Here is a 23,301-nt window from a genome sequence, read left to right as displayed (position 1 = left end):
AAAAGCTGACTACAAAATTTGTAGTCAGCTTTTTATTTTGATGAAAGAAAGTTTACTATATAATAGAGTAGAGTTTGAGGAAAGAATGACTTTGTTTGAAAGGTGTTGGACATACAGCTTGGTTTATTTGTATGCAATGTTAAGACAACGCTCTATATTATTATTTTTATTAGTTGTTAACATATTAGGTACAATATACGGATTTATATGGTATGGAAATCAATTAAAAGAAACCTCACCTATATTTTGGCCGTTTGTACCCGATAGCCCGATGGCGAGTCTCTTTTTTGTCTTTGTTTTAATTGCTTTTTTAAGAAAGAGAAATTGGGGATTAATAGAGGCGCTAGCGATTGTTACTTTAATGAAATATGGTATATGGGCTGTTGTTGTAAATGCAATTATGATCTATGTAAAAGGTCCTATTGGTCTTATGGGGTATATGTTAATGCTTTCGCACTTTGCGATGGCAGTACAAGGATTGTTATATGCACCGTTTTACCGTATAAAAAAATGGCATTTTGCGGTAGCGGCTATATGGACATTACATAATGATGCAATTGATTATTTATTTTGGCAAATGCCGAGATATGGAATTATGCATTTGTTTGTAGAAGAAATTGGTTACTTTACGTTTTGGCTAAGCATCATCACACTATGTCTTACATATTATTATTGCTTGCGTGAGAACCGAAAACAGTTTTCTTTATGATAGTTAGAACATTTAGGGGGAGAAAATGAAGAAAAATAAGAGTGGTATAAAAATATTGGATCGATTGATTACTATAGTTGTTTCATATAGCATCGCATTTTCTATATTTGCACTCGCAACAACGGCGGTTGTATACGGAAAATGGCTATATTATTTTGAAATTGATTTTTTAAACATTCCAGATTTAGCGGATATGACGAAGGATGATATTAAAAGAAATTATGATGTGCTTATTACATATTTATCGCCGTTTTATGATGGAGCATTGCAGTTGCCAACATTAGATATGTCTACAAATGGCCGTATTCATTTTGTAGATGTTAAAAATATTTTAGTAAAGATTCAATATGTAATGTATGCGACAATTATGATTGCAATAATAGGCGGGATTTATTTATTAAAAAAGAAAAATGAAAAGTTTTTACTGCACGGATCAATTTTAACAATTATGTTACCGATCGCGCTCATGTTACCGATCGCTATTAATTTTGAAAAGAGTTTTGTATTATTCCATAAGCTTTTATTCAGTAATGATTATTGGATGTTTGATATTGAAACGGATCCAATTATATTAATGTTACCAGAAGAATTCTTTATGCATGCTGCGTGTGCAATTTTATTATTTATTTTATGCGGCAGCATACTTTGTTACAGCTTGTATAGATATTTCGTAAAAAAGAAAAGGATTTCAAAGGAAAAATTCTCTGTTTAAAGAGAATTTTTTTGTTTGTAAAACGATAATATATTTTTCAGTCCAGTACTGTTCTATTCTTGTCCAAATTAACATATTTTGTACTAGTAGTTATAGGGGGGACCGTGATGAAGAGAACATTAATTGGATTAATAGCATTTCTAATTATAATGTTTCCGTTACGTATATATGCTGAAGAGTGGAGTGAACTAACAGGGTTGTTAGACGACTCATTACAATTAGTGAAGCGTAATGAAGATGAAAAAGCAGTACAAGTATTACAACATTTCTCCGAGCAGTTTGTTATAAAGGGGAATGAAAAGAAGCAAGAAGTAACGCCAGATCAAGTTAGAGTTATTTCTTTAGCTTACGACAAGGCGAAACAATCTCTCTCGGAAACAGATTTAGGTAAACAAGTTAAAATTGATAATGTGTTAGCCCTGCAGCTCGCTGTTGATGCGCAAGTGTCGAAATATCAACCACTTTGGATGGAAAGAGAAAGAAAAGTAATGGGTGCCTTTTCTCAAATGGAAAAAGCGATGAAAAAAGAAGATACGGGACAGTTTCAGCAAACGTTAAACACATTTTTACATGAATTTAATATTATTTATCCAAGTTTAATGATTGCTCTGCCAGAAAACGAAGTGCAGCGTGTAAATGCCCATTTATCTTATTTGGATGAATTTCGTAACGTTATGTTAAATACGAAAGGTGGGCAAATGCAAGTAGGAATCATTAAAGGGGATTTGCAAAAAATATTTCACACAGTAAAAAAAGATGAAATTGCACCCTCTCTCATTTGGTTTATGACAATTACTGGAGGTCTTATTTTATTCACATTAACTTATGTTGGATGGAGAAAGTATAAAGGAGAGAGAGAAAAAAGAAAAAGTAATGTACACTCTAAGAATAGATAATGCAATAAATAAAGATATGGATTGTAAGGTTTATTCATTGACAATGATGTCAGAAGAAAATAGAATGAGAAGTACTATAATTAAAACTTCAACGGAGGTTCAGAGGTTCATGATGTTTTATTTAATTTACTTCGCGATCATAATGATCATACCGTTGTATGCACAGTCAAAAGTACGTAGTGCCTATAGCAAGTATTCACAAGTTTATTCAACTTCAGGTATGACAGGAGCGGAAGTGGCTCGAAAAATTTTAGATGAGAATGGATTATACAACGTAGCTGTAGAAGAAACACCAGGTCATTTATCAGACCATTATGATCCAACTGCCAAAACAGTTCGATTATCAACAGATAACTATTACGGTCATTCAGTTGCTGGTACAGCAGTTGCAGCACACGAAGTAGGACACGCAATTCAAGACGCAAAAGATTATAACTTTATGCGTATTCGTCATTCGTTAGTGCCAGTTGCAAACTTTGGATCAAATATTTCTTGGGTATTTATTATGATTGGTGCCTTTGCATCTATGTCTAATTTGTTGTTATTAGGTATCATTTTAATGGCAGCAGGTGTTGTGTTCCAACTTGTTACATTACCTGTTGAATTTGATGCATCAAAGCGTGCAATGCAACAAATTGAAGCTTTAGGTATCGTATCAACAGATGAATATGGCCAAGCTCGTAAAGTATTAAATGCGGCAGCATTAACATATGTAGCGGCTGCAGCTGTAGCGGTATTTGAATTATTACGTCTCGTATTAATGTATACTGGTATGCAGCGTAGCGACGACTAAAGACTATCAATTTTGATAGTCTTTTTTTATATTGTGGATTGAATTATATAATGTATTGCAAATAGAAATAATAGAAGGAATAGAAGTAATGCGGAAAGGCGGTGGGGGAAGTGAAATATCCAAGTCATATAGTAAAACAAGTGAAAGAACAAAGCGCTTCTTATCAGTTAGAAGGCTTTTTAAGTGGACAAGGTCCTGAAAATCCAAAATTTATGTTGTTAGGAGAAGCGCCTGGTGAAACAGAAATTCATAATGGGATTCCGTTTAGCGGGAGAGCGGGAAAACAATTAATGGGTTTTTTAGAACGGATTCATGTTACAAGGGAAGAAGTATATATTACGAGCGCTGTTCGGAGTAGACCTTATAAGTGGCGAGAGAAAAAAGAACGAAATGGTGAAATCATACAGAAAAAGTATAATAGAACGCCAAATCAAGGAGAAATACTTGCCCATGCCCCTTTGTTAGATTATGAATTAGAGAAAATAAATCCGAATCTTATCGTCACACTTGGAAATATCGGCCTTCAACGTTTAACAGGAAAAAATAAAAAAATAACTGATGTGCACGGACAATTATTAAAACAGCCTATTCAAAAAGTAAAGGATATGCAAAGTGCAGCGTTTACATGGTCAGAGAAAGAATATCATATTTTCCCGACTTTTCATCCTGCTTCCATTTTTTATAATCGGAGTTTATTGGAGCTTATTTATGAGGATTTAGAGAAACTTAAAAAACATGTAATAAAAAACTAGAAAAGCTAGAGAGCTTTTCTAGTTGAGTTTATGTATGTAACGGATTTTTATTTTCATCTAATGTAAAACCTTCACCAACTACATCATGTACATCACTTACTGCAACAAAGGCATGAGGATCTACAGAAGTAATAATATTTTTTAATTTCACGATTTCATTTTTAGCAACAACGCAATATAATACGTTCCGTTCCACTTTTGTATACGATCCAACAGCTTTTAAAAAAGTAGCTCCGCGTTCCATCTCAGATAAAATTTTGGCAGCAATTTCATCGTTTTTATCTGAGATAATAGTTGCTCCTTTCGCCGCATAGGCTCCTTCTTGCATAAAATCAATGACCTTAGCACCGATAAAAACAGCAACTAACGTATACATGCCCTCGCGGTATGATAAATATGTAATAATCGAGACGATAATGACGATAGCATCAAACATAAACATCGTTTTCCCCATACTCCAGCCAACATATTTATGAGCGAGTCTCGCGATAATATCTACACCGCCAGTAGTCCCGCCATATTTAAATATTATTCCAAGACCGATACCAATAAATGCCCCGGCGAATAAAGCCGCGAGTGTCATATCATTTTGTAAATTTAAATGTAAGTTCAGAACATCGTAACGCTGAAAAATCCATAGAAATAAAGATACGCTAAAGGTGCCGATTAGTGTATATAAAAATGTCGTTCTTCCAAGTAACTTCCAACCAATAATAAATATAGGGATATTTAAAATTAAGTTTGAGTAAGAAGGGTCAAACTTAAATAGAAAATACAATAATAGTGTAATACCGGTAAATCCACCTTCCGCAAGGTGATTTTCAATATTGATATTCACAATACCGAAAGAAAAAATAGCGGAACCGATTAAAATGAAAATGATATTTCGAATCTTCAAATTTGATGTCATATAGAAATCCCCCTAATTATGTAGATTGCATTGCTCCGCTGAAACGGTAAAACATAATGATAAGTAATTTCTAGTTGTTAGTAAAAATAGTGAAGGCTACAAAAATCCGATTGGTTCAACTAATCTTTTGCGAAAAGCATGCAAAAGAAGTTTCACTTTATTATAGTCTATCCAAAAAAGGGTCGCAAATAGGTGTTTGGCGGGGAATAATATTTGTCAAATCGCGATGAATTGGCTAACATGAAAGAGGAAGGATTAGAGGTGAATTGTATGGAAGCAAAAACGATGAAGGATATGCAGAAAGAAGTAGATGCATATATTGGTCAGTTTAAAGAAGGTTATTTCAGTCCACTTGCAATGATGGCTCGTTTAACGGAAGAAATGGGGGAGCTTGCAAGAGAGGTTAATCATTATTATGGTGAGAAACCGAAGAAAACAACTGAAACAGAACGTAGTATTGAAGAAGAGCTTGGAGATGTATTATTTGTTATGATTTGTATGGCAAATAGTTTAAATATTGATTTAGAAACAGCACATAACATTGTAATGAATAAATTTAATACTCGCGATAAAGATCGCTGGACACGTATTGATGAGGGAGAGAAAGAATAATGAAAGAAATTAAAGTAATTATCGCTGGACCAAGAGGACGTATGGGACATGAAGCAGTCCTTCTTATGGAAAGAACGGAACATTTTAATTTAGTAGCAGCAGTGGATTATAAGCATGGTGGAGAGAAAATCTCTGATTTACCGGGCATGCCAGCGTTACAAGCGCCAATTTACGCAGATTTACATACTTGTTTAGAGGAAGTAGAAGCAGATGTGTTGTTAGATTTAACAACGCCAGAAGTTGGGAAACAACACGTTACACTAGCAGTTGAGCGTGGACTTCGTTCTGTGATCGGTACAACTGGATTTACAGAAGAAGAACTAAAGCAATTAACAGAGAATGCGAAAGAAAAAGCAGTAGGAACAATTATCGCTCCAAACTTTGCAATTGGTGCAGTTCTTATGATGAAATTCTCACAAATGGCAGCGAAGTACTTCCAAGATGTTGAAGTAATTGAATTGCATCATGATCAAAAATTAGATGCACCATCTGGTACAGCTGTAAAAACAGTTGAATTAATTCGTCAAAACCGTGAATCAAAGCAGCAAGGTCACCCAAATGAAGTAGAGCAACTAGAAGGTGCTCGTGGTGCAAATGTAGACGGCATTCACATTCATAGTGTACGTTTACCAGGACTTATTGCACACCAAGAAGTAATGTTTGGTGGAGATGGACAAATGTTAACGGTTCGCCATGATTCATTCAATCGTGCATCCTTTATGTCGGGTGTAAAACTATCAATTGATACAGTAATGAATTTAGATCATCTTGTGTACGGATTAGAAAACATTATCGACTAAAGGGGAGACAACGGATGAAAATTGCCTTAATCGCACATGACAAAAAGAAAAATGACATAGTTTCGTTTGCATACGCATATAAACCAATTTTTGAACAACATGAATTGTTTGCAACAGGGACGACAGGACTTCGTATTATGGAGGCAACTGGTTTAGTTGTAACAAGATATCAATCGGGTCCTCTTGGTGGTGATCAAGAAATTGGTGCCATGATTGCGAAAAATGATATGGATATGGTGATTTTTTTTCGGGATCCACTAACTGCTCAGCCGCATGAACCAGATGTAAATGCATTGCTTCGTCTATGTGATGTATATGCGATTCCACTTGCAACGAATATGGCAAGTGCTGAAATGTTAATGCACGCATTAGAGCGAGGAGATTTAGATTACCGTAAGTTTAGAAAATGAGGGGAACAATTATGAGTGGATTACATATAGTAGCGTTTGGTGCTCATGCCGATGATGTTGAAATCGGCATGGCTGGTACCATTGCTAAATATACGAAGCAAGGGTATGAAGTAGGTATTTGTGATTTAACAGAAGCTGATCTTTCTTCTAATGGAACAATAGAATTGAGAAAAGAAGAAGCAAAGGCGGCAGCTCGTATAATGGGAGTAAAAACGAGACTGAATTTAGCGATGCCAGACCGTGGTTTGTATATGAAAGAAGAGTATATACGTGAAATTGTAAAGGTGATTCGTACATATAAACCAAAACTAGTTTTTGCGCCGTATTATGAAGATCGTCATCCAGATCATGCGAATTGTGCAAAACTTGTGGAAGAAGCTATTTTTTCAGCGGGAATTCGTAAATATATGCCAGAGCTTCCACCACATCGTGTGGAGTCTTTTTATTATTATATGATTAATGGTTTTCATAAACCGAAATTTTGTATAGATATAAGTGAGTACCTTTCTATAAAAGTGGAAGCATTAGAAGCATATGAAAGTCAGTTTTCAACAAGTAGTGATGGTGTGAAAACGCCGTTAACAGAAGGTTATGTTGAAACTGTGGTCGCTCGAGAGAAAATGTTTGGAAAAGAAGTTGGAGTCTTATATGCCGAGGGATTTATGAGTAAGAAACCGGTTTTATTACATGCTGATTTAATAGGGGGATGTAAATGAAATTAAAAATAGGTATTACATGTTATCCTTCTGTAGGTGGTTCTGGAGTTGTTGGAACAGAATTAGGAAAGCAATTAGCGGAACGCGGGCATGAAATTCATTTTATTACATCGGGTTTACCATTCCGGTTAAATAAAGTGTATCCAAACATTTATTTTCATGAAGTGACGGTAAATCAATACTCTGTATTTCAATATCCACCATACGATTTAGCGTTAGCGAGTAAAATGGCAGAAGTTGCACAAAGAGAAAACCTAGATATTTTACATGTGCATTACGCAATACCACATGCAATTTGTGCTTATTTAGCAAAACAAATGATTGGAGAGCGTATTAAAATTGTTACAACCTTGCATGGAACAGATATTACTGTGTTAGGTTCCGACCCTTCGCTAAATAATTTAATTCGTTTTGGTATTGAGCAATCTGATGTTGTGACGGCTGTCTCGCATTCATTAATTAACGAAACGCATGAGCTTGTAAAGCCAAATAAAAACATTCAAACGGTATATAACTTTATAGACGAACGTGTATATTTCAAGCGTGATATGTCTCAATTAAAGAAAGAATACGGTATAAGTGAGAGTGAAAAGATACTAATTCACATTTCAAATTTCCGTAAAGTGAAACGTGTTCAAGATGTTGTTCAGGCATTTGCTAAAATTGTTACAGAAGTAGATGCGAAGTTGCTTCTTGTTGGAGATGGACCAGAATTTTGCACGATTTTACAGATAGTGAAAAATCTACATATTGAAGATCGCGTCTTATTCTTAGGGAAGCAAGATAATGTTGCAGAGCTACTTGCGATGAGTGATTTAATGTTGCTTCTTTCAGAGAAGGAGAGTTTTGGTCTTGTTTTATTAGAAGCGATGGCGTGTGGTGTACCTTGTATCGGCACAAGGGTTGGAGGTATTCCAGAAGTCATTCAACATGGTGAAACAGGATATTTATGTGAAGTTGGAAATCCAACGGGAGTGGCAAATCAAGCCATTCAGTTATTAAAGGATGAAGAACTTCACCGTAATATGGGAGAGCGAGCAAGAGCAAGTGTTTACGAGCAGTTCCGCTCTGAAAAAATCGTTTCACAATATGAAACGATTTACTATGATGTATTAAGGGATGACAAAAATGGAAAGATTTAAAAAAGCTAGTTCTATTATTGAGACTTTAAAGCAACAAGGACATGAGGCCTACTTTGTCGGTGGAAGCGTACGAGATCTTATTATCGATAGGCCAATTGGTGATATTGATATTGCGACATCTGCTTTACCAGAAGAAGTGATGGCTATATTTCCAAGACATGTTCCTGTTGGTCTTGAGCATGGAACTGTAATTGTGGTAGAAAATGGTGAACCTTATGAGGTAACCACTTTTCGAACAGAGAGCGAATATGAAGATTTTCGAAGACCTAGTAGTGTTCAATTCGTTCGTTCATTAGAAGAGGATTTAAAACGTCGTGATTTCACAATGAATGCAATTGCGATGACAGAAGAAGGCAAAATGGTTGATTTATTTGCTGGACAGCAAGCGATTCAAAAGAGAGAAATTGTGACAGTTGGCAATGCTGCGGATCGTTTTCAAGAAGACGCCCTGCGAATGATGCGTGGTATTCGTTTCGTAAGTACGTTAGGTTTTTCTTTAGAAATGAAAACGAAACAAGCAATTGAAACATATGGACATTTGCTAGAACATATTGCAATTGAGCGAATTACAGTGGAGTTTGAGAAACTGTTAACTGGTACATATTGTGTGAAGGGCTTGCAAGAATTAGTAGAAACGAAGCTATTTTCTCATCTGCCATATTTACAAATGTCAGAAGAGAGATTATTAAAAGCTACGCAGTATAACTGGGATTCTTTTGAAACGGACATTGAGGCATGGGCATTCTTCTTATATTGTATTGGGGAAGAGCATCCATCTGTCTTTTTACGTCAATGGAAGTTTTCGAATAAAAAAATAAAAGATATCGTCGCAGTTTTATTAACACTCCGTACGAGAAAGGAGAAGGATTGGGATACAGTCCTTCTTTATAAAACGGGAATTCATATCGCTGAAATGGCAGAAAGAGTATATGAAGCGATAATTGAAAGCTATGATCATACATCTGTTAAACGGGTACAAACGTTGTTTGAAGAATTGCCAATAAAGAGTCGCCAAGAAATGAATGTGACTGGGAATGATTTATTAAACTGGGCAAATAAAAAGCCTGGTCCGTGGGTTGCTGAAATGATTCAAAAAATTGAAGAAGCAATCGTACAAGGAAACGTAGGTAATGAGAAAGAGTGTATAAGGGAGTGGCTGCAAGAATGCAATCTACTATAAGAAAGCAGTTATTGCAAGTTTTTTCAGAAGCGGATGGCGCGTTTGTATCTGGCCAAACGATTAGTGATAAACTTGGTTGTTCAAGAACCGCTGTGTGGAAACATATGGAGGACCTTCGGAATGAGGGATATGAACTTGAAGCTGTGCGTCGATTAGGTTATCGCATTGCGGGTAAGCCAGACAAAGTAACTGCTAATGAAATTCAGTTAGGGTTACAAACGAAACATATTGGTAGAACGGTATATTTTGAAGAAACTGTTGAATCCACGCAGCATATTGCAGCAAAACTTGCTTATGAAGGCGCAGAAGAAGGAACGATTGTTGTGGCAGAAGAACAAACGTCGGGTAGAGGTCGTTTAAGCAGGAAATGGTATTCACCAAAAGGAACAGGCATTTGGATGAGTATTATTTTACGTCCATCAATCCCGGTTCATCATGCACCACAACTTACTTTATTAGCGGCTGTTAGCGTTGCACAAGCAATTGAAAAGTGCACGGGTGTAAACGTAGGAATAAAATGGCCGAATGATATTTTAATTCAAGGTAAAAAGGCTGTAGGTATATTAACAGAAATGCAGGCAGATCCTGATAAAATTAATGCTGTCATTATGGGCATTGGTATTAATGCGAATCAAAAGCAAGAACATTTTGATGAGGAAATTCAACACATTGCTACTTCTTTAGCGATTGAATCCGGTGAGCCAATTGTTCGTGCAGAGCTTATGCAACAAATCTTTTTACAACTAGAAAAATTATATGAAGAGTATTTACAAAATGGTTTCTCTGTCATTAAAATTCTTTGGGAAAGTTACGCTGTGAGCATTGGGAAAGAAATTACCGCTCGAACGATGAGAGAGACAATTACAGGGGTAGCAAAAGGAATTACAGAGGATGGTGTATTGCTTCTGGAGGACCATGAAGGGAAAGTACATCACATTCATTCTGCGGATATCGAAATTAAGTAAAAGAAGTTCCTTTTTGGAACTTCTTTTTATTTGACTATTACTTTGCCTTCCATTCCTTTAAGAAGATGGTACCGGCATATTAATTCATATGTACCAGTATTTTTAGGTTTCACGGTAATGTTTTTTTCTTTTCCTGACTCGACTACGACATCAATGCCGAGTTTTTTTACTGTAAAGGTGTGTTCATTCTTACCTTTGTTTTTTAATAACAATGTTGTTGACTCTTCAATTGGAATGGTGATGACGTTTGGATGAAAGTAATCATCATTCAGTTCGACCTCAATTACTTTCGTTGAATCGATAGGTTGTGTTACGACGTTAACTGAGGCAAATGCATGGAAGGAGCTAAAAGTTATCATCCCTACAATCATCAGAAGCAAACCGGTGAATGGAAATAACCATTTGTTCATAAACATTCGCAATTCTCCTTTTGTAAGTACTTTTCTCAATTAACCTGCATCATTAGTTTAAGAGTTATACGAGGCATTTTAAACAATTATCTTTCTATGATTGAGTTATTTATAAAAAATTTCACATACCGTAATGGAAATAAAAAATTATTTTTTCAAAAAAATGTAGTAATTCCTTTTTGGAGTTTGCTATAATTAGTTCGAATGTGGGCAGTATCAGAGCGAACTGCACCATGATTCGAAGCAATACGAAAAATAATAACTTGGATTCTGCCTTGATCCAATAACGGACTGGGACAGAGGGATGAATAATGCCGACTAACACACAACCCTTCTGCCCTTTTATGGCCAGAGGGGTTTTTTATATGATTTCGGCCATCTCCTCTCTCCTGTATAAAGGAGGAGTAGTTTTTGAAAACAAAAACAGATTTTTTGAAGATGAAAGAGCAAGGTGAGCCGATTACGATGCTAACGGCGTATGATTATCCATCTGCTAAGTTAGCAGAAGAAGCTGAAGTTGATATGATTCTAGTTGGAGATTCCCTTGGGATGGTTGTGCTCGGCTACGATTCAACAGTACCTGTAACAGTAGAGGATATGATTCATCATACGAAAGCTGTACGCCGAGGAGCGAAAGAGACGTTTATTGTAACTGATATGCCATTTATGTCGTATCATGTGTCGCCTCAAGATACGATGGTGAATGCACGCCGCATTGTTCAAGAGAGTGGTGCTCATGCACTGAAGGTAGAAGGTGCAGGGGAAGTGGTCTCAACTATTCATTACTTGACGAATGCGGGAATTCCTGTCGTGGCACACTTAGGCTTAACTCCTCAATCTGTAGGAGTACTAGGTGGGTATAAAGTACAAGGAAAAGATGCTGAAAGTGCAAAAAAATTAATAGAAGATGCGAAGAGATGTGAGGAAGCTGGTGCGATAGCGCTTGTGTTAGAATGTGTGCCAATGCAGTTAGCGGAATTAATTTCGAAGCAACTAACAATTCCGACGATTGGAATTGGAGCAGGGAAAAAAGTAGATGGGCAAGTACTTGTCTATCATGATCTTATCTCATACGGCGTAAATCGTGTTCCGAAATTTGTGAAGCAATATACGTCTGTTCAAGAGGAGATTGTGCGAGGGATTTCACAATACGTTACTGAAGTAAAGACAGGACAATTTCCAGAAGAAAAACATTCGTTCACAATGAAAGAGGAAGAATGCTTAGCGTTATACGGAGGAAAACAATAATGAAAATCGTAACTACAGTGCAAGAGATGCAGCAAATTACAAACGAACTTCGTATAAGTGGAAAAAGTATTGGTTTTGTTCCAACGATGGGTTATTTACATGAAGGTCATGCGACTTTATTACGTAAGGCAAGAGCAGAAAATGAAATTGTAGTTTTAAGCGTGTTTGTCAATCCACTACAGTTTGGGCCGAATGAAGATTTAGATCGATACCCTCGTGATATTGATAGAGATGAAAATGTAGCAAAAGAAAACGGTGTAGATTATTTATTTTATCCGAGCGTAGAAGAAATGTATCCAGCAGAACAAACGACAACAGTAGCAGTTGTGAAACGTACTGATGTATTATGTGGCAAACAAAGACCTGGTCATTTCGCTGGAGTTGCGACTGTACTAATGAAACTATTTAATATTACATTGCCAACGCGTGCTTATTTTGGTATGAAAGATGCACAGCAAGTTGCTGTCATTGAAGGATTTGTCGCTGATTTTAATATTCCGGTTACGATCGTACCAGTGGATATTGTAAGGGAAGTAGATGGATTAGCGAAAAGTTCTCGTAACGTGTATTTATCACAAGAAGAGCGTGAAGAGGCTCCTCATTTATACCGCAGTCTATGTAAAGCGAAAGAAAGAATTGAAGCAGGCGAACGTAATGCAGAAATCATTACAACTCTTGTGAAAGAGTATATTGAGACGTATACGAAAGGCACTGTAGATTATGCTGATTTATATGCCTATCCTTCACTACAAGTAATAGATAAAATTGAAGGACGAATGATTTTAGCAATTGCAGTTAAATTTGAGAATGTACGATTAATTGACAATATAACATTAACGGTTAAATAAGGGGGAGCATCTATGTTTCGCACAATGATGAGAGCGAAGTTACATCGCGCTACGGTAACAGAAGCAAATTTAAATTATGTAGGTAGTATTACAATTGATGAAGATTTAATGGATGCAGTAAATATTGTAGAAAATGAAAAAGTACAAATTGTAAATAACAATAATGGTGCGCGCTTAGAGACATATGTTATTAAAGGAGAACGCGGTAGCGGTGTTGTTTGTTTAAATGGTGCAGCTGCAAGGCTTGTACAGCCAGGGGATAAAGTTATTATTATTTGCTACGGTTTAGTGGCAGAAGAAAATATTCATAACCAAGAGCCGAAAATTGCAGTATTAGACGATGATAATCAAATTATCCAAATGTTAGGCGCTGAAAAAGCGGGTACGATATTATAAGTAAGAAGGCTATCTCTATTACGGAGATAGCTTTTTTGTGCATCTTTTCATTAAGATGAGATAAAACGTGGTATAGTAACATTATATAATTTTGTGTTTGATAGGTAAGAAATTGAGGTGTTACATATATGAGTAAACGTTATGTCGTTGTGGATTTAGAGACGACAGGGAACTCCTGGAAGGACGGGAAGGATAAAATTACCCAAATCGCAGCTGTTGTAGTGGAAGATGGAGAGATACTAGAGATTTTTTCATCTTTTATTAATCCGAAGAGAGAGATTCCGCCATTTATTACAGAATTAACAGGGATTGATGAGAGTATGGTTAAGCAAGCCCCGTTATTTCAAGATGTAGCCCCGATGGTTGTTGAGCTATTGCAAGGTGCAGTTTTCGTTGCACATAACGTTCACTTTGATTGGAATTTTTTAACAGAAGAATTGAGGCGTGCTGGATATACAGAAGTACATTGTCCGAAAGTTGATACAGTTGAGTTGGCGCAAATTCTTTTGCCGACGGCTGATAGTTATAAATTACGTGATTTAGCTAAACAACATGAATTAGAGCACGATCAACCGCATCGTGCGGATAGTGATGCTCTTGCAACAGCGGAATTATTTTTACAATTTTTAAATGAAATTGAAAATTTGCCACTTGTCACCTTGCAATCGCTTTATGAATTGAGCGATGTTTTTCAAAGTGATATAGCGGATGTACTTTCTGAAAATATTTTAAAGAAAATGATGCATGGTAGAAAAGCGGCAGAGGGGTATGAAGTATATCGCAATATTGCGCTTCGAAAACGAAATTATGCTTTAAATCTCAGTGAAACATGTTCATCTAAATTTGATGCTTTCTTGCATAAGGCAATCGATAAACTTGAATTGAATATGCCAAAGTTTGAAAAAAGAGAAAGCCAACAGATTATGATGAAGGAAATATATACAGCACTAAGAGATTCTAGGTTTTCACTAATTGAAGCAGGAACAGGAACAGGGAAGACTCTTGCATATTTACTTCCAAGTATTTATTTTGCAACGAAAAAAGAAGAACCTGTCATCATAAGTACCCAAACAGTACAACTGCAACAACAAATATTAGAAAAAGAAATTCCAATATTACAGAAAATAATGCCATTTTCATTTGAAGTAGCTCTTTTGAAAGGAAGAAAGCATTATCTTTGTCTACATAAATTTGAATATGCTTTGCAAGAGGAAGAGAAAAATTATGATATGGCGCTCACAAAGGCAAAAATTTTAGTGTGGTTATTGCAAACAGAAACTGGCGATCGTGATGAATTAAATATTCCTGAGGGCGGAAAGTTACTTTGGAACCGTATTTGTAGTGATGTACATAGTCCAGGCGGGATGCAAAGCAACTGGTATAGCCGTTGTTTTTATCAACGAGCAAAGAATAAAGCATTATTTGCAGATATCGTTATTACAAATCATGCTTTATTATTTCAAGATTTTTCAAGTGAAGAACCACTATTTGCTTCATGTGAACATATTATTTTTGATGAAGCTCATCATATCGAGGAAGCGGCGAGTAGAACATTAGGTGAACAGTTCTCCTGTATGTATTTTCAATTAGTTTTATCTCGTCTTGGTACGCTAGAAACAGATGATGTACTTTCTAAAGTATATAAAATGATGAAAAAATCAGAGCAAGCCTCTCGTTCGACTTTCCGTATGGTGAGTCATAGTTTGAAGGAATTGAAATTTGATGCGGATGAGCTATTCCAAATGTTACGTGCTTTCATCTTTAAACAAACAAAGCAGGAACAAGGGATAAGCAATATGCCACTCATTTATCGATATAACACGGAAGTAGAGAAAGGTAAGTTATGGGATAGCATTACCGAGTTAACAAATCGTTTTGTATACGATGTAAGAAAATTATTAACTACACTTGAGAAGCAAGTTGATATATTGCAAAGTAAATTAGAATGGGAGATGCATGTTGTTACAGGTGAATTTATGCATTTAATTGAGTTGTTGAGAAAGATGGAACAATCTTTACAATTACTCATTTTAGAAAAAAATTCATACGTGACATGGATGGAGACTGAAACGAAGGGGACAATTCATTCAACCGTTTTATATGCACAGCCTGTTCATATTGGTGAAAGGCTTGCGGATGAATTTTTAACACAGAAAAAGAGTGTTATTTTCACATCAGCAACGTTAACAGTAAACGATTCATTTGACTATATAAAAGAAGAGCTAGGTTTACATGATTTTGCTCCCAATACATTACAGGTTCCGTCACCATTCCGTTTTGAAGAACAGATGAAATTAATGGTTTCAACAGATGTGCCTTTTATTAAGCAAGCAAGTAATGAAGAATATATTGAATCTGTGTCGGCACATATTGCAAAAATAGCGAAAGCTACAAAAGGTAGAATGCTTGTTTTATTCACTTCTTATGAGATGTTGAAAGAAGCGTATACGAATTTGAAAAATGATGAGGAATTAGAGGGGTATTTATTATTAACGCAAAGTGTGAATAATAAGAGCCGAAGTCGTCTCATTCGTAAATTTCAAGAGTTCGACAAATCGATTTTGTTAGGAACAAGTAGTTTTTGGGAAGGGATAGATATACCTGGAGATGCCCTTAGTTGTCTTGTTATTGTACGACTTCCCTTTACACCTCCTCATCAACCGATGATGGAAGCAAAAGGAGAGTGGTTACAAAATCAAGGAGAGGACGTATTCGCTAAGTTAGCACTCCCGCAAGCAATCTTGCGTTTCAAACAAGGATTTGGTCGTCTAATTAGAACAAGTACAGATACCGGAACAGTATTTGTATTAGACCGTCGTTTGACAAGCGCTTCTTATGGAAAACGTTTTTTACAATCAATCCCAACTGTTCCGCTTTATGAAGGCCCTTTAGAAGAATTATTAGAACAATTAAAGGAACGGCCAAATAAATAAAATTGGAAGAAAAATACGCCTGAAGTACATTTAAGCTTCAGGCGTAAAAAATGTGGGTAGGAGGAATTTTATTTTTCTTACTTCTTGTATACAAAATGTATTGGTTTTCGACTTGAAACCTTTTTTTGCAGTACATGTCCTGCTATAATAGATGGGTGATGAAGCAGGGGTTGTAAAGAATGTACTCTTATTGTAACCGTATTGCGTTCTTCTATAATTAGAAATTTTTGTGTAACGGAGGAGTTTTTTCATGGATAAGAAAATCGAAGTCCTATCAACGACGCGTCTTAAATATTCGTCTGACTTGTATAAAATCGTTGATAGTTTGAATCGTACGTTAAAAGAGCAGGACCTCATGTTCGGATTAGCATTAGACGAAAAAGATAAAGAAACAGCTGTATTTACGATTTACAGAACGTAGTGATACAATGAAAAAGTGGATCTTTGCAATCGTTATCGTAATCGTTGCTAGCGGAATATATGGGGCGTATGTTTATAATAAAGCAATGGAAAAGAAAATCCATAAAGAGGAAAAATCTGTAGAAATTGCAAAAGAAAAGGCAAAGCTTACAAAAGTAAAATCTGTAGATTATTATAACGGAAATTCTTCATATACAGTCGTACAAGGTGTAGACGAAAAAGGAGAACAAATTATTGTTTGGGTGCCTAATAAAAAAGGGAATGTCCTTGTGAAGAAAAAGAGTGAAGGTATTCCTGAAAAAGAAGCTTTGCAAAAGTTGGCTGAACAAGCTACAGGAAAAGGCGATGAGCCGAAGCCAAAGCCAAAAGAAATTATAAAAGTAAAATTAGGTGCTCAAAACGATATTCCGTTGTGGGAAATTACATATATTGATCAGGAAGATCGTTATACGTATTATTATTTAGAGTTTCAAAATGGGGCTTATGCTGGTCACTACAGCATTGAAAAATAGATGTAGGGGGAACTACAAATGAAATTAGCAAAGCGAGTAGCTGCTTTAACACCATCTGCAACTTTAGAAATTACAGCAAAGGCACAAGCATTAAAAGCAGAAGGTCATGATGTAATTGGATTAGGGGCAGGAGAACCTGACTTTAATACGCCAGAACATATTATGGATGCTGCACATAAAGCGATGTTAGAAGGACATACGAAGTATACACCAACAGGTGGATTACAAGCGTTAAAACAAGAAATTGTGAAGAAGTTTACACGTGATCAAGGAATTGCGTATGATCCATCTGAAATTATTGTATGTAACGGTGCAAAGCATGCATTATATACATTATTCCAAGTGTTGCTTGATGAAGGAGATGAAGTTATCATCCCAACTCCTTATTGGGTAAGTTATCCTGAGCAAGTAAAGCTTGCTGGAGGTAAGCCAGTTTACGTAGAAGGCCTGGAAGACAATGAGTACAAAATTACAGCGAAGCAGCTGCGTGAGGCAATTACAGAGAAAACGAAAGCAGTTATTATTAATTCACCGAGCAATCCAACAGGAATGATTTATAGCAAAGAGGAATTACAACAGCTTGGAGAAATATGTTTAGAACACGATATTTTAATCGTTTCAGATGAAATTTATGAAAAGTTAATTTATGGTGGAGCAGAATATACTTCGATTGCCCAGCTTTCTAATGCATTAAAAGAACAAACACTTATTATTAATGGTGTATCTAAATCTCATTCTATGACAGGATGGCGTATTGGATATGCAGCAGGAAATAAGCAGCTTATTAAAGCGATGACGAACTTAGCGAGTCATAGTACGTCAAACCCTACGTCAATCGCTCAATACGGTGCAATTGCAGCATATGCAGGCTCACAACAACCTGTAGAAACAATGCGTCAAGCATTTGAAGAAAGATTAAACATTATTTATGATAAATTAATTCAAATCCCTGGCTTTACTTGCATTAAACCACAAGGTGCATTTTACTTATTCCCTAATGTAAAAGAAGCTGTAGCTTTATCAGGATACGAAACTGTGGATGATTGGGCAAAAGCTCTATTAGAAGAGGAAAAAGTGGCTCTTGTACCAGGTACAGGATTTGGTGCTCCAAATAACGTTCGTTTATCATATGCGACATCTCTTGAACAAGTAGAGAAAGCATTAGAACGCATTCATACGTTTATGAAAAGTAAAGTGCAAGCTTAATTGTATATTTTATTAACGCAATACAAAAAACCTTCCTACATAATAGGAAGGTTTTTTTTGACGAATTGTGGCAAAAAGAAATAACGAAAGGTGTGTTATACTAGAGAGCGAGGTGTTTGGTGATGAAAAAGAAAATGATGTTACAGTGGTTTGAGCAGGGAAGCATTGCAATTCCAAAATTACTTATGATGCATTATAAAAAATTAGGGTTAAATGAAATGGAATTTATGGTTGTACTTCATGTACACACATTTTTAGAATCGGGCAATTCGTTTCCGACTCCGTCAGAGATTTCAGAACGGATGACGATTACTGAAATGAAATGTATGGAAGTAATTCAGACATTGATTCAAAAAGGTTTTTTATCACTAGAAGGTGGACAAAAATCAGAAGCGATGATGTGTGAAAGTTATTCTTTACAACCGCTATGGGAAAAAATATTGCATTTCTTAATGAACGAATCAATAGAGGAAGAACAAAAAGAAATAAAACAACTGCAAGTAAATTTATATACAGTATTTGAAAAAGAATTTGGAAGACCACTTTCTCCGTTTGAATGTGAAACGTTGGGTATGTGGGAAGATCAAGATCAACATCATCCCAATTTAATTCAAGCGGCCCTCAGGGAAGCTGTAATGAGTGGTAAGCTTAATTTTCGATATATTGATCGTATTTTATTTGAGTGGAAAAAGAATGGTATTAAAACAGTAGATCAAGCCCAAAACCAAGGACGGAAATTTAGAGCAAATCAACAAAGAACGCAGCAAACGACAAAACAAGAGACGAAATTTACTGGGAAAGTGCCTTTTTATAATTGGTTGGAGCAGTAATGTAGGAGGAAGTATATGTTAAATAAAACGCAAATTCGCTATTGTTTAGACACAATGGCGGATATGTATCCAGAAGCACATTGTGAATTAATTCATGATAATCCGTTTGAATTAGTAATCGCGGTGGCGTTATCTGCACAATGTACAGATGCACTTGTAAATAAAGTGACGAAAAATTTATTTCAAAAATATAAAACACCAGAAGATTATTTAAGCGTGTCTTTAGAAGAATTACAACAAGATATACGTTCCATTGGATTGTTTAGAAATAAGGCGAAAAACATTCAAAAATTGTGCCAGATGTTGCTGGATGATTATAACGGAAAAGTTCCAGAAGATCGTGACGAGCTGACGAAATTACCAGGAGTAGGGAGAAAAACAGCAAATGTAGTTGTTTCGGTAGCATATGGAATTCCGGCAATTGCTGTTGATACGCATGTAGAGAGAGTGAGTAAACGGTTAGCGATTTGTAGATGGAAAGATTCGGTGTTAGAAGTAGAAAAGACATTAATGAAGAAAATTCCGATGGATGAATGGAGTGTTACACATCACCGTATGATTTTCTTTGGACGTTATCACTGTAAAGCACAACGACCACAATGTGAAGAGTGTCGTTTACTAGAAGTATGTCGTGAAGGAAAGAAGCGAATGAAGGGGAAATAAAGGATGGAGCGAGTTATAGAAATACCGAAAGAATTTCGGTGCTTACCATTTTTTAAAGAAAGTATAAATTCGATTGCGTATTATACAGAACAGTCTTTTGAAGAAATCATACAAAATACTTACTTTATATATGATATGGAAAGACAATATGAGCCGTGGAATGAAATTGAAAATAGTATTCCAGCACTATTGAATGTATGGAAAAGTGAGCATGAAGACATTGCTACACTATTTCGAAACAGAAATAAGCAAGAAGCTGAAGGCCCAATGATTCTTTTGGCAGCGCATTTGTTATCAATTGTATATTGGCTAAATGAGCAACCTGTTCATAGTTTGAACGAAATGGAAGATTACACGAGTAAATTGGAAGTACAACCAGTTAATTTTATGGAGCGATATACGTTCATTATAAAGAAACCGAATAATTATCATTCATATATTCAGTTAGCACAGTTGTATATTGAAATAGAAAAGCTATATGTAAAGAAAATGATAATAAAAAAGAAGTCCTTTCCTCGTTAAGAGAAAGGACTTCTTTTTTGTATTAAGACTCTGTTGTAACAACATTTCCGTCTGCGTGAGGTGTATCTTCACCTGTATTTTGTTGTTGCTGCTCTTGTTGTTTCTTAGCCTCTTCTTCAGCTTTTTTTCTAGCAGCCTCTTCTTCAGCTTTTTTCTTAGCTTCTTCTTCGGCTTTTTTCTTAGCTTCTTCTTCAGCTTTCTTTTGAGCCTCTTCTTGTTGTTTACGTTGTTGTTCTTGTTGTTGCTCTTGTTGTTTACGCTGTTCTTCAGCAGCCTTTTTCTGAGCTTCTTCTTGTTTTAGTTTATCTTCATTAGTTTTTTTCTGTACTTCCTCATCAGCTTTTTTCTTAGCTTCTTCTTCGGCTTTCTTTTTGGCAGCCTCTTCTTCAGCTTTCTTCGGGTCTGGAGTTCCGCCAGGTGCAGTGAAGGATGCACTAATTGCAGGGCTTGTTCCAGTACCTTTTTTCGCTACTACAGAGAAGCTGTAAGTAACGCCTGGTTTAATACCACCAAGAGTAGCTTTCGTACCACTTATTGATAGGCTACCACTTGAACCGTCAGTCGCTTTATAGCTTGCTGCATACGCATCAACTTCTGCTGGTCCAGACCAGTTTAGTGTAACTGTGCTAGCGCCATCAAAAGTGACATTAAGACCACTAGGTGCATCTACTTTAATTTGTTTAATTGCATCTTTCTTAGCACCTTTTACGTACAATTCACCATTTAATTCTTGTACAGAAGAAGGGCGTTCGAAACGAGTTTTATCTGTAGCGAATTTACTCATCATTACTTGGAACATTTGTTGTGCAATTCTAGTAGAACGATCGCCAATGTAATTTTCTGGACCATCTTTTTCGTAACCAGTCCAAACAGTCATGGTATATTGCGGTGTATATCCAGCGAACCAGCTATCTCTGTTTGCATCAGCTGGAATACCATATTTTTTAATAACGTCTTCATCAAAGTTTTGTGTTCCTGTTTTACCGGCAACATCAATACCTGAAACGTATGCTGTTGGACCTGTACCACCAGAACCAGGTTTTACGACGTCACGAAGAACGTCAGTCACCATGTAAGCTGTGTAGTCTTGCATTGCACGTTGTTCTTTCGGTTTAAAACTTTTCTTTTTCCCATCTGGGAAGATAACTTCTTTTACGAAGTGCGGTTTATTGTAGTTTCCACCATTACCAAAGGCTGCATATGCCCCCGCTAATTGTAATGGAGAACTATCGTTACTACCAATTGCTGTTGATTCATATGCTTTGCCGTCTTTAAATGTCATACCCAATCCTTCAGCAAACGCTTGAGACTTAGGAATACCAACCGCTTGGGCTGTTTTTAAAGCTGGGATGTTTAATGACTTTTTCAAAGCTTCACGTAGTGAAACGTCACCTTTGTAACTATTTGTTGCATTTCGTATTTTTTTACCATTAGAATACGTATACTCAGAGTCATTTAATTGATGGTATGTAGACCATTGTAAATTCTCAATTGCTGGGCCGTAGTCGAAAATTGGTTTCATTGTTGAACCAACTTGGCGTTTTAAATCAGTGGCCATATTATGACCTTTGAAAGTAGACTTACTTCCTTTACGCCCAGCTCCAATTGCTCGAACTTCTCCAGATTGTGTATCCATAAATACGAATGATCCTTGGAATTGATCGTTCGGATACTTAATAAGATTGCCATCCATAATTTTATCAGCATAATCTTGAGCATCTTGATCAAGTGTTGTATGAATCGTTAAACCATCTGAACCGATATTTACATCCGGATATTCTTTTTCAACTTCTTTTACAACAGCATCTAAAAATGCTTGATACTTCATCTCTGTTACTTCTGAAGATGGTTGAAGACCCTCAGTTACAGGGATTTTAATTGCGTTATTCATTTCATCTTTTGTTATATAACCATGTCGATTCATTAATGATAATACGACGTTACGACGTTGTGTAGCTCGTTCAACGTTATCTGGTTTTGTTGGATCATAAATATTAGGACCTTGGGGTAAACCTGCAAGCATTGCAGCTTCATGTAACTGTAAGTCTTTTAAATCTTTGTCATAATATTTTTTTGCTGCTGTTGCAATACCGTACGAACGGTTACCTAAGTTAATCTTATTTAAGTACATTTCTAAAATTTCATGTTTAGAGTATTGTTGCTCTAATTTGTAAGATAGGTACCATTCTTGCACTTTTCTCTTTGCAGTTTTGTCCATCGTTAGAAAATAGTTTTTGACTACTTGTTGTGTAATCGTACTACCACCTTGAGATCCGAATCCTCCAGTGACATTTTCCATAACTGCTTTTGTAGTTCGTTTAAAATCAATTCCATTATGATCATAGAAACGCGAATCCTCAGTTGCAAGGAATGCATTTTCAACTACTTTTGGAATTTGATCATACGTAACGTGGGTTCGTTTTTCAGCACCGTATTCATAGAAAAAATTCCCATTCTTATCAAGAAACTTTGTTGATAAAGGATTGACAAGTTTTGATTTGTCTAATTTTGGAGCGTCCTTCACCATAACAAAGAAAGCGGAAACGCTAGCTATAAGACCAACGATACCAAGAAGTAGACAACCTATAAGGAATTTTTTAAAAAAGGAGCCTTTTTTCTTTGGTTTTTTTTCTTTATTTGTTTCTTGCTTTTGATTTTTTACATGATTTCGTTCTGTACGAGAACGATAATTATCTGACATTATACTTTCTCCTAC

25 protein-coding genes are annotated in these 23,301 nt (G+C 36.0%); 22 read left to right on the top strand and 3 right to left on the bottom strand.

Annotated features, from left to right (window positions below):
* Positions 1–118: 118 nt before the first annotated feature.
* The 5 genes from lhaT to FS802_RS06260 all read left to right on the top strand — a co-directional run bounded on the left by lhaT (position 119) and on the right by FS802_RS06260 (position 3,862).
* Entirely contained in the window at positions 119–709 is a 591-nt protein-coding gene (lhaT, locus tag FS802_RS06280) for a lipoprotein heptaprenylglyceryl N-acetyltransferase LhaT (RefSeq protein WP_000262812.1), read from the top strand.
* Positions 710–734: 25 nt separating this feature from the next.
* Positions 735–1,421 (top strand): lipoprotein intramolecular transacylase Lit, encoded by a 687-nt coding sequence (lit, locus tag FS802_RS06275; RefSeq protein WP_098707583.1) that lies wholly within the window; start codon positions 735–737, stop codon positions 1,419–1,421.
* A 107-nt stretch (positions 1,422–1,528) separates the two neighbouring features.
* Positions 1,529–2,317 (top strand): sporulation protein YpjB, encoded by a 789-nt coding sequence (ypjB, locus tag FS802_RS06270; protein WP_000831598.1) that lies wholly within the window; start codon positions 1,529–1,531, stop codon positions 2,315–2,317.
* Between the two features lie 112 nt (positions 2,318–2,429).
* Positions 2,430–3,110: a zinc metallopeptidase gene (locus tag FS802_RS06265; RefSeq protein ID WP_002096760.1), complete on the top strand. Its 681-nt coding sequence runs from the start codon at positions 2,430–2,432 to the stop codon at positions 3,108–3,110.
* Between the two features lie 110 nt (positions 3,111–3,220).
* Complete coding sequence (locus FS802_RS06260; protein WP_000876950.1) at positions 3,221–3,862, top strand: uracil-DNA glycosylase; 642 nt, start codon at positions 3,221–3,223, stop codon at positions 3,860–3,862.
* Positions 3,863–3,890: 28 nt separating this feature from the next.
* On the opposite strand, the gene FS802_RS06255 is transcribed toward FS802_RS06260, so the two are convergent.
* Positions 3,891–4,772 carry a YitT family protein gene (locus FS802_RS06255; protein ID WP_098720220.1) on the bottom strand — a complete coding sequence of 294 codons (882 nt, stop codon included), beginning with the start codon at positions 4,770–4,772 and terminating at the stop codon, positions 3,891–3,893.
* A gap of 270 nt (positions 4,773–5,042) precedes the next feature.
* On the opposite strand from FS802_RS06255, the gene FS802_RS06250 reads away from it, so the two are divergent.
* From FS802_RS06250 to FS802_RS06220, 7 genes are read left to right on the top strand one after another with little or no spacing between them, the layout of a single operon-like run.
* Positions 5,043–5,384, top strand: coding sequence for a nucleotide pyrophosphohydrolase (locus FS802_RS06250; protein WP_001992677.1), 342 nt, complete (start codon positions 5,043–5,045; stop codon positions 5,382–5,384).
* Positions 5,384–6,184 carry a dihydrodipicolinate reductase gene (dapB, locus tag FS802_RS06245; RefSeq protein WP_000658814.1) on the top strand — a complete coding sequence of 267 codons (801 nt, stop codon included), beginning with the start codon at positions 5,384–5,386 and terminating at the stop codon, positions 6,182–6,184. Before FS802_RS06250 ends, dapB begins: the two co-directional genes overlap by 1 nt.
* 14 nt (positions 6,185–6,198) lie before the next feature.
* Complete coding sequence (gene mgsA, locus FS802_RS06240) at positions 6,199–6,594, top strand: methylglyoxal synthase (protein WP_098653859.1); 396 nt, start codon at positions 6,199–6,201, stop codon at positions 6,592–6,594.
* Positions 6,595–6,605: 11 nt separating this feature from the next.
* A complete protein-coding gene (gene bshB1 / locus FS802_RS06235; RefSeq protein WP_098720219.1) occupies positions 6,606–7,310 on the top strand; it encodes a bacillithiol biosynthesis deacetylase BshB1 in 705 nt (234 codons plus the stop codon).
* Positions 7,307–8,452: an N-acetyl-alpha-D-glucosaminyl L-malate synthase BshA gene (gene bshA / locus FS802_RS06230; RefSeq protein WP_098653858.1), complete on the top strand. Its 1,146-nt coding sequence runs from the start codon at positions 7,307–7,309 to the stop codon at positions 8,450–8,452. The genes bshB1 and bshA overlap by 4 nt, the downstream gene beginning before the upstream one ends.
* Complete coding sequence (locus FS802_RS06225) at positions 8,439–9,632, top strand: CCA tRNA nucleotidyltransferase (RefSeq protein WP_098720218.1); 1,194 nt, start codon at positions 8,439–8,441, stop codon at positions 9,630–9,632. Before bshA ends, FS802_RS06225 begins: the two co-directional genes overlap by 14 nt.
* Positions 9,617–10,597: a biotin--[acetyl-CoA-carboxylase] ligase gene (locus FS802_RS06220; RefSeq protein WP_048561334.1), complete on the top strand. Its 981-nt coding sequence runs from the start codon at positions 9,617–9,619 to the stop codon at positions 10,595–10,597. Before FS802_RS06225 ends, FS802_RS06220 begins: the two co-directional genes overlap by 16 nt.
* Before the next feature lie 26 nt (positions 10,598–10,623).
* Here FS802_RS06220 and FS802_RS06215 read toward each other — a convergent pair whose 3' ends face one another.
* A complete protein-coding gene (locus FS802_RS06215; protein WP_078183454.1) occupies positions 10,624–11,013 on the bottom strand; it encodes a cupredoxin domain-containing protein in 390 nt (129 codons plus the stop codon).
* 405 nt (positions 11,014–11,418) lie between these two features.
* On the opposite strand from FS802_RS06215, the gene panB reads away from it, so the two are divergent.
* The 10 genes from panB to FS802_RS06165 all read left to right on the top strand — a co-directional run bounded on the left by panB (position 11,419) and on the right by FS802_RS06165 (position 20,585).
* On the top strand, positions 11,419–12,255 hold the full coding sequence (gene panB / locus FS802_RS06210) for a 3-methyl-2-oxobutanoate hydroxymethyltransferase (protein ID WP_000853116.1): 837 nt from the start codon (positions 11,419–11,421) through the stop codon (positions 12,253–12,255).
* The gene (panC, locus tag FS802_RS06205) at positions 12,255–13,103 is read left to right on the top strand and encodes a pantoate--beta-alanine ligase (protein WP_070168593.1); all 849 of its coding nucleotides are present in this window, start codon (positions 12,255–12,257) and stop codon (positions 13,101–13,103) included. Before panB ends, panC begins: the two co-directional genes overlap by 1 nt.
* A gap of 12 nt (positions 13,104–13,115) precedes the next feature.
* On the top strand, positions 13,116–13,499 hold the full coding sequence (gene panD, locus FS802_RS06200; protein WP_000490178.1) for an aspartate 1-decarboxylase: 384 nt from the start codon (positions 13,116–13,118) through the stop codon (positions 13,497–13,499).
* Positions 13,500–13,627: 128 nt separating this feature from the next.
* A complete protein-coding gene (dinG, locus tag FS802_RS06195) occupies positions 13,628–16,432 on the top strand; it encodes an ATP-dependent DNA helicase DinG (protein ID WP_098653856.1) in 2,805 nt (934 codons plus the stop codon).
* 250 nt (positions 16,433–16,682) lie between these two features.
* Positions 16,683–16,853 carry a YpmA family protein gene (locus tag FS802_RS06190; protein WP_000358354.1) on the top strand — a complete coding sequence of 57 codons (171 nt, stop codon included), beginning with the start codon at positions 16,683–16,685 and terminating at the stop codon, positions 16,851–16,853.
* Positions 16,854–16,860: 7 nt separating this feature from the next.
* On the top strand, positions 16,861–17,364 hold the full coding sequence (locus FS802_RS06185) for a cell wall elongation regulator TseB-like domain-containing protein (RefSeq protein WP_000758745.1): 504 nt from the start codon (positions 16,861–16,863) through the stop codon (positions 17,362–17,364).
* An 18-nt stretch (positions 17,365–17,382) separates the two neighbouring features.
* On the top strand, positions 17,383–18,570 hold the full coding sequence (gene aspB, locus FS802_RS06180) for an aspartate transaminase AspB (protein ID WP_000761544.1): 1,188 nt from the start codon (positions 17,383–17,385) through the stop codon (positions 18,568–18,570).
* Positions 18,571–18,692: 122 nt separating this feature from the next.
* On the top strand, positions 18,693–19,400 hold the full coding sequence (gene dnaD / locus FS802_RS06175) for a DNA replication protein DnaD (RefSeq protein WP_000728534.1): 708 nt from the start codon (positions 18,693–18,695) through the stop codon (positions 19,398–19,400).
* A 15-nt stretch (positions 19,401–19,415) separates the two neighbouring features.
* Positions 19,416–20,063 (top strand): endonuclease III, encoded by a 648-nt coding sequence (gene nth / locus FS802_RS06170; RefSeq protein ID WP_000933019.1) that lies wholly within the window; start codon positions 19,416–19,418, stop codon positions 20,061–20,063.
* Positions 20,064–20,066: 3 nt separating this feature from the next.
* A complete protein-coding gene (locus FS802_RS06165) occupies positions 20,067–20,585 on the top strand; it encodes a YpoC family protein (protein ID WP_098653855.1) in 519 nt (172 codons plus the stop codon).
* Positions 20,586–20,607: 22 nt separating this feature from the next.
* Here the strand turns inward: FS802_RS06165 and FS802_RS06160 are convergent, their stop codons facing one another.
* Entirely contained in the window at positions 20,608–23,286 is a 2,679-nt protein-coding gene (locus FS802_RS06160; RefSeq protein WP_098653854.1) for a penicillin-binding protein 1A, read from the bottom strand.
* Between the last annotated feature and the right edge of the window lie 15 nt (positions 23,287–23,301).

This window comes from Bacillus sp. DE0042 (assembly GCF_007680225.1).
GTDB lineage: Bacteria > Bacillota > Bacilli > Bacillales > Bacillaceae_G > Bacillus_A > Bacillus_A wiedmannii.
The sequence above is the reverse complement of the archived record's forward strand: the minus strand, read 5'-3'. Positions and strand labels throughout refer to the sequence as shown.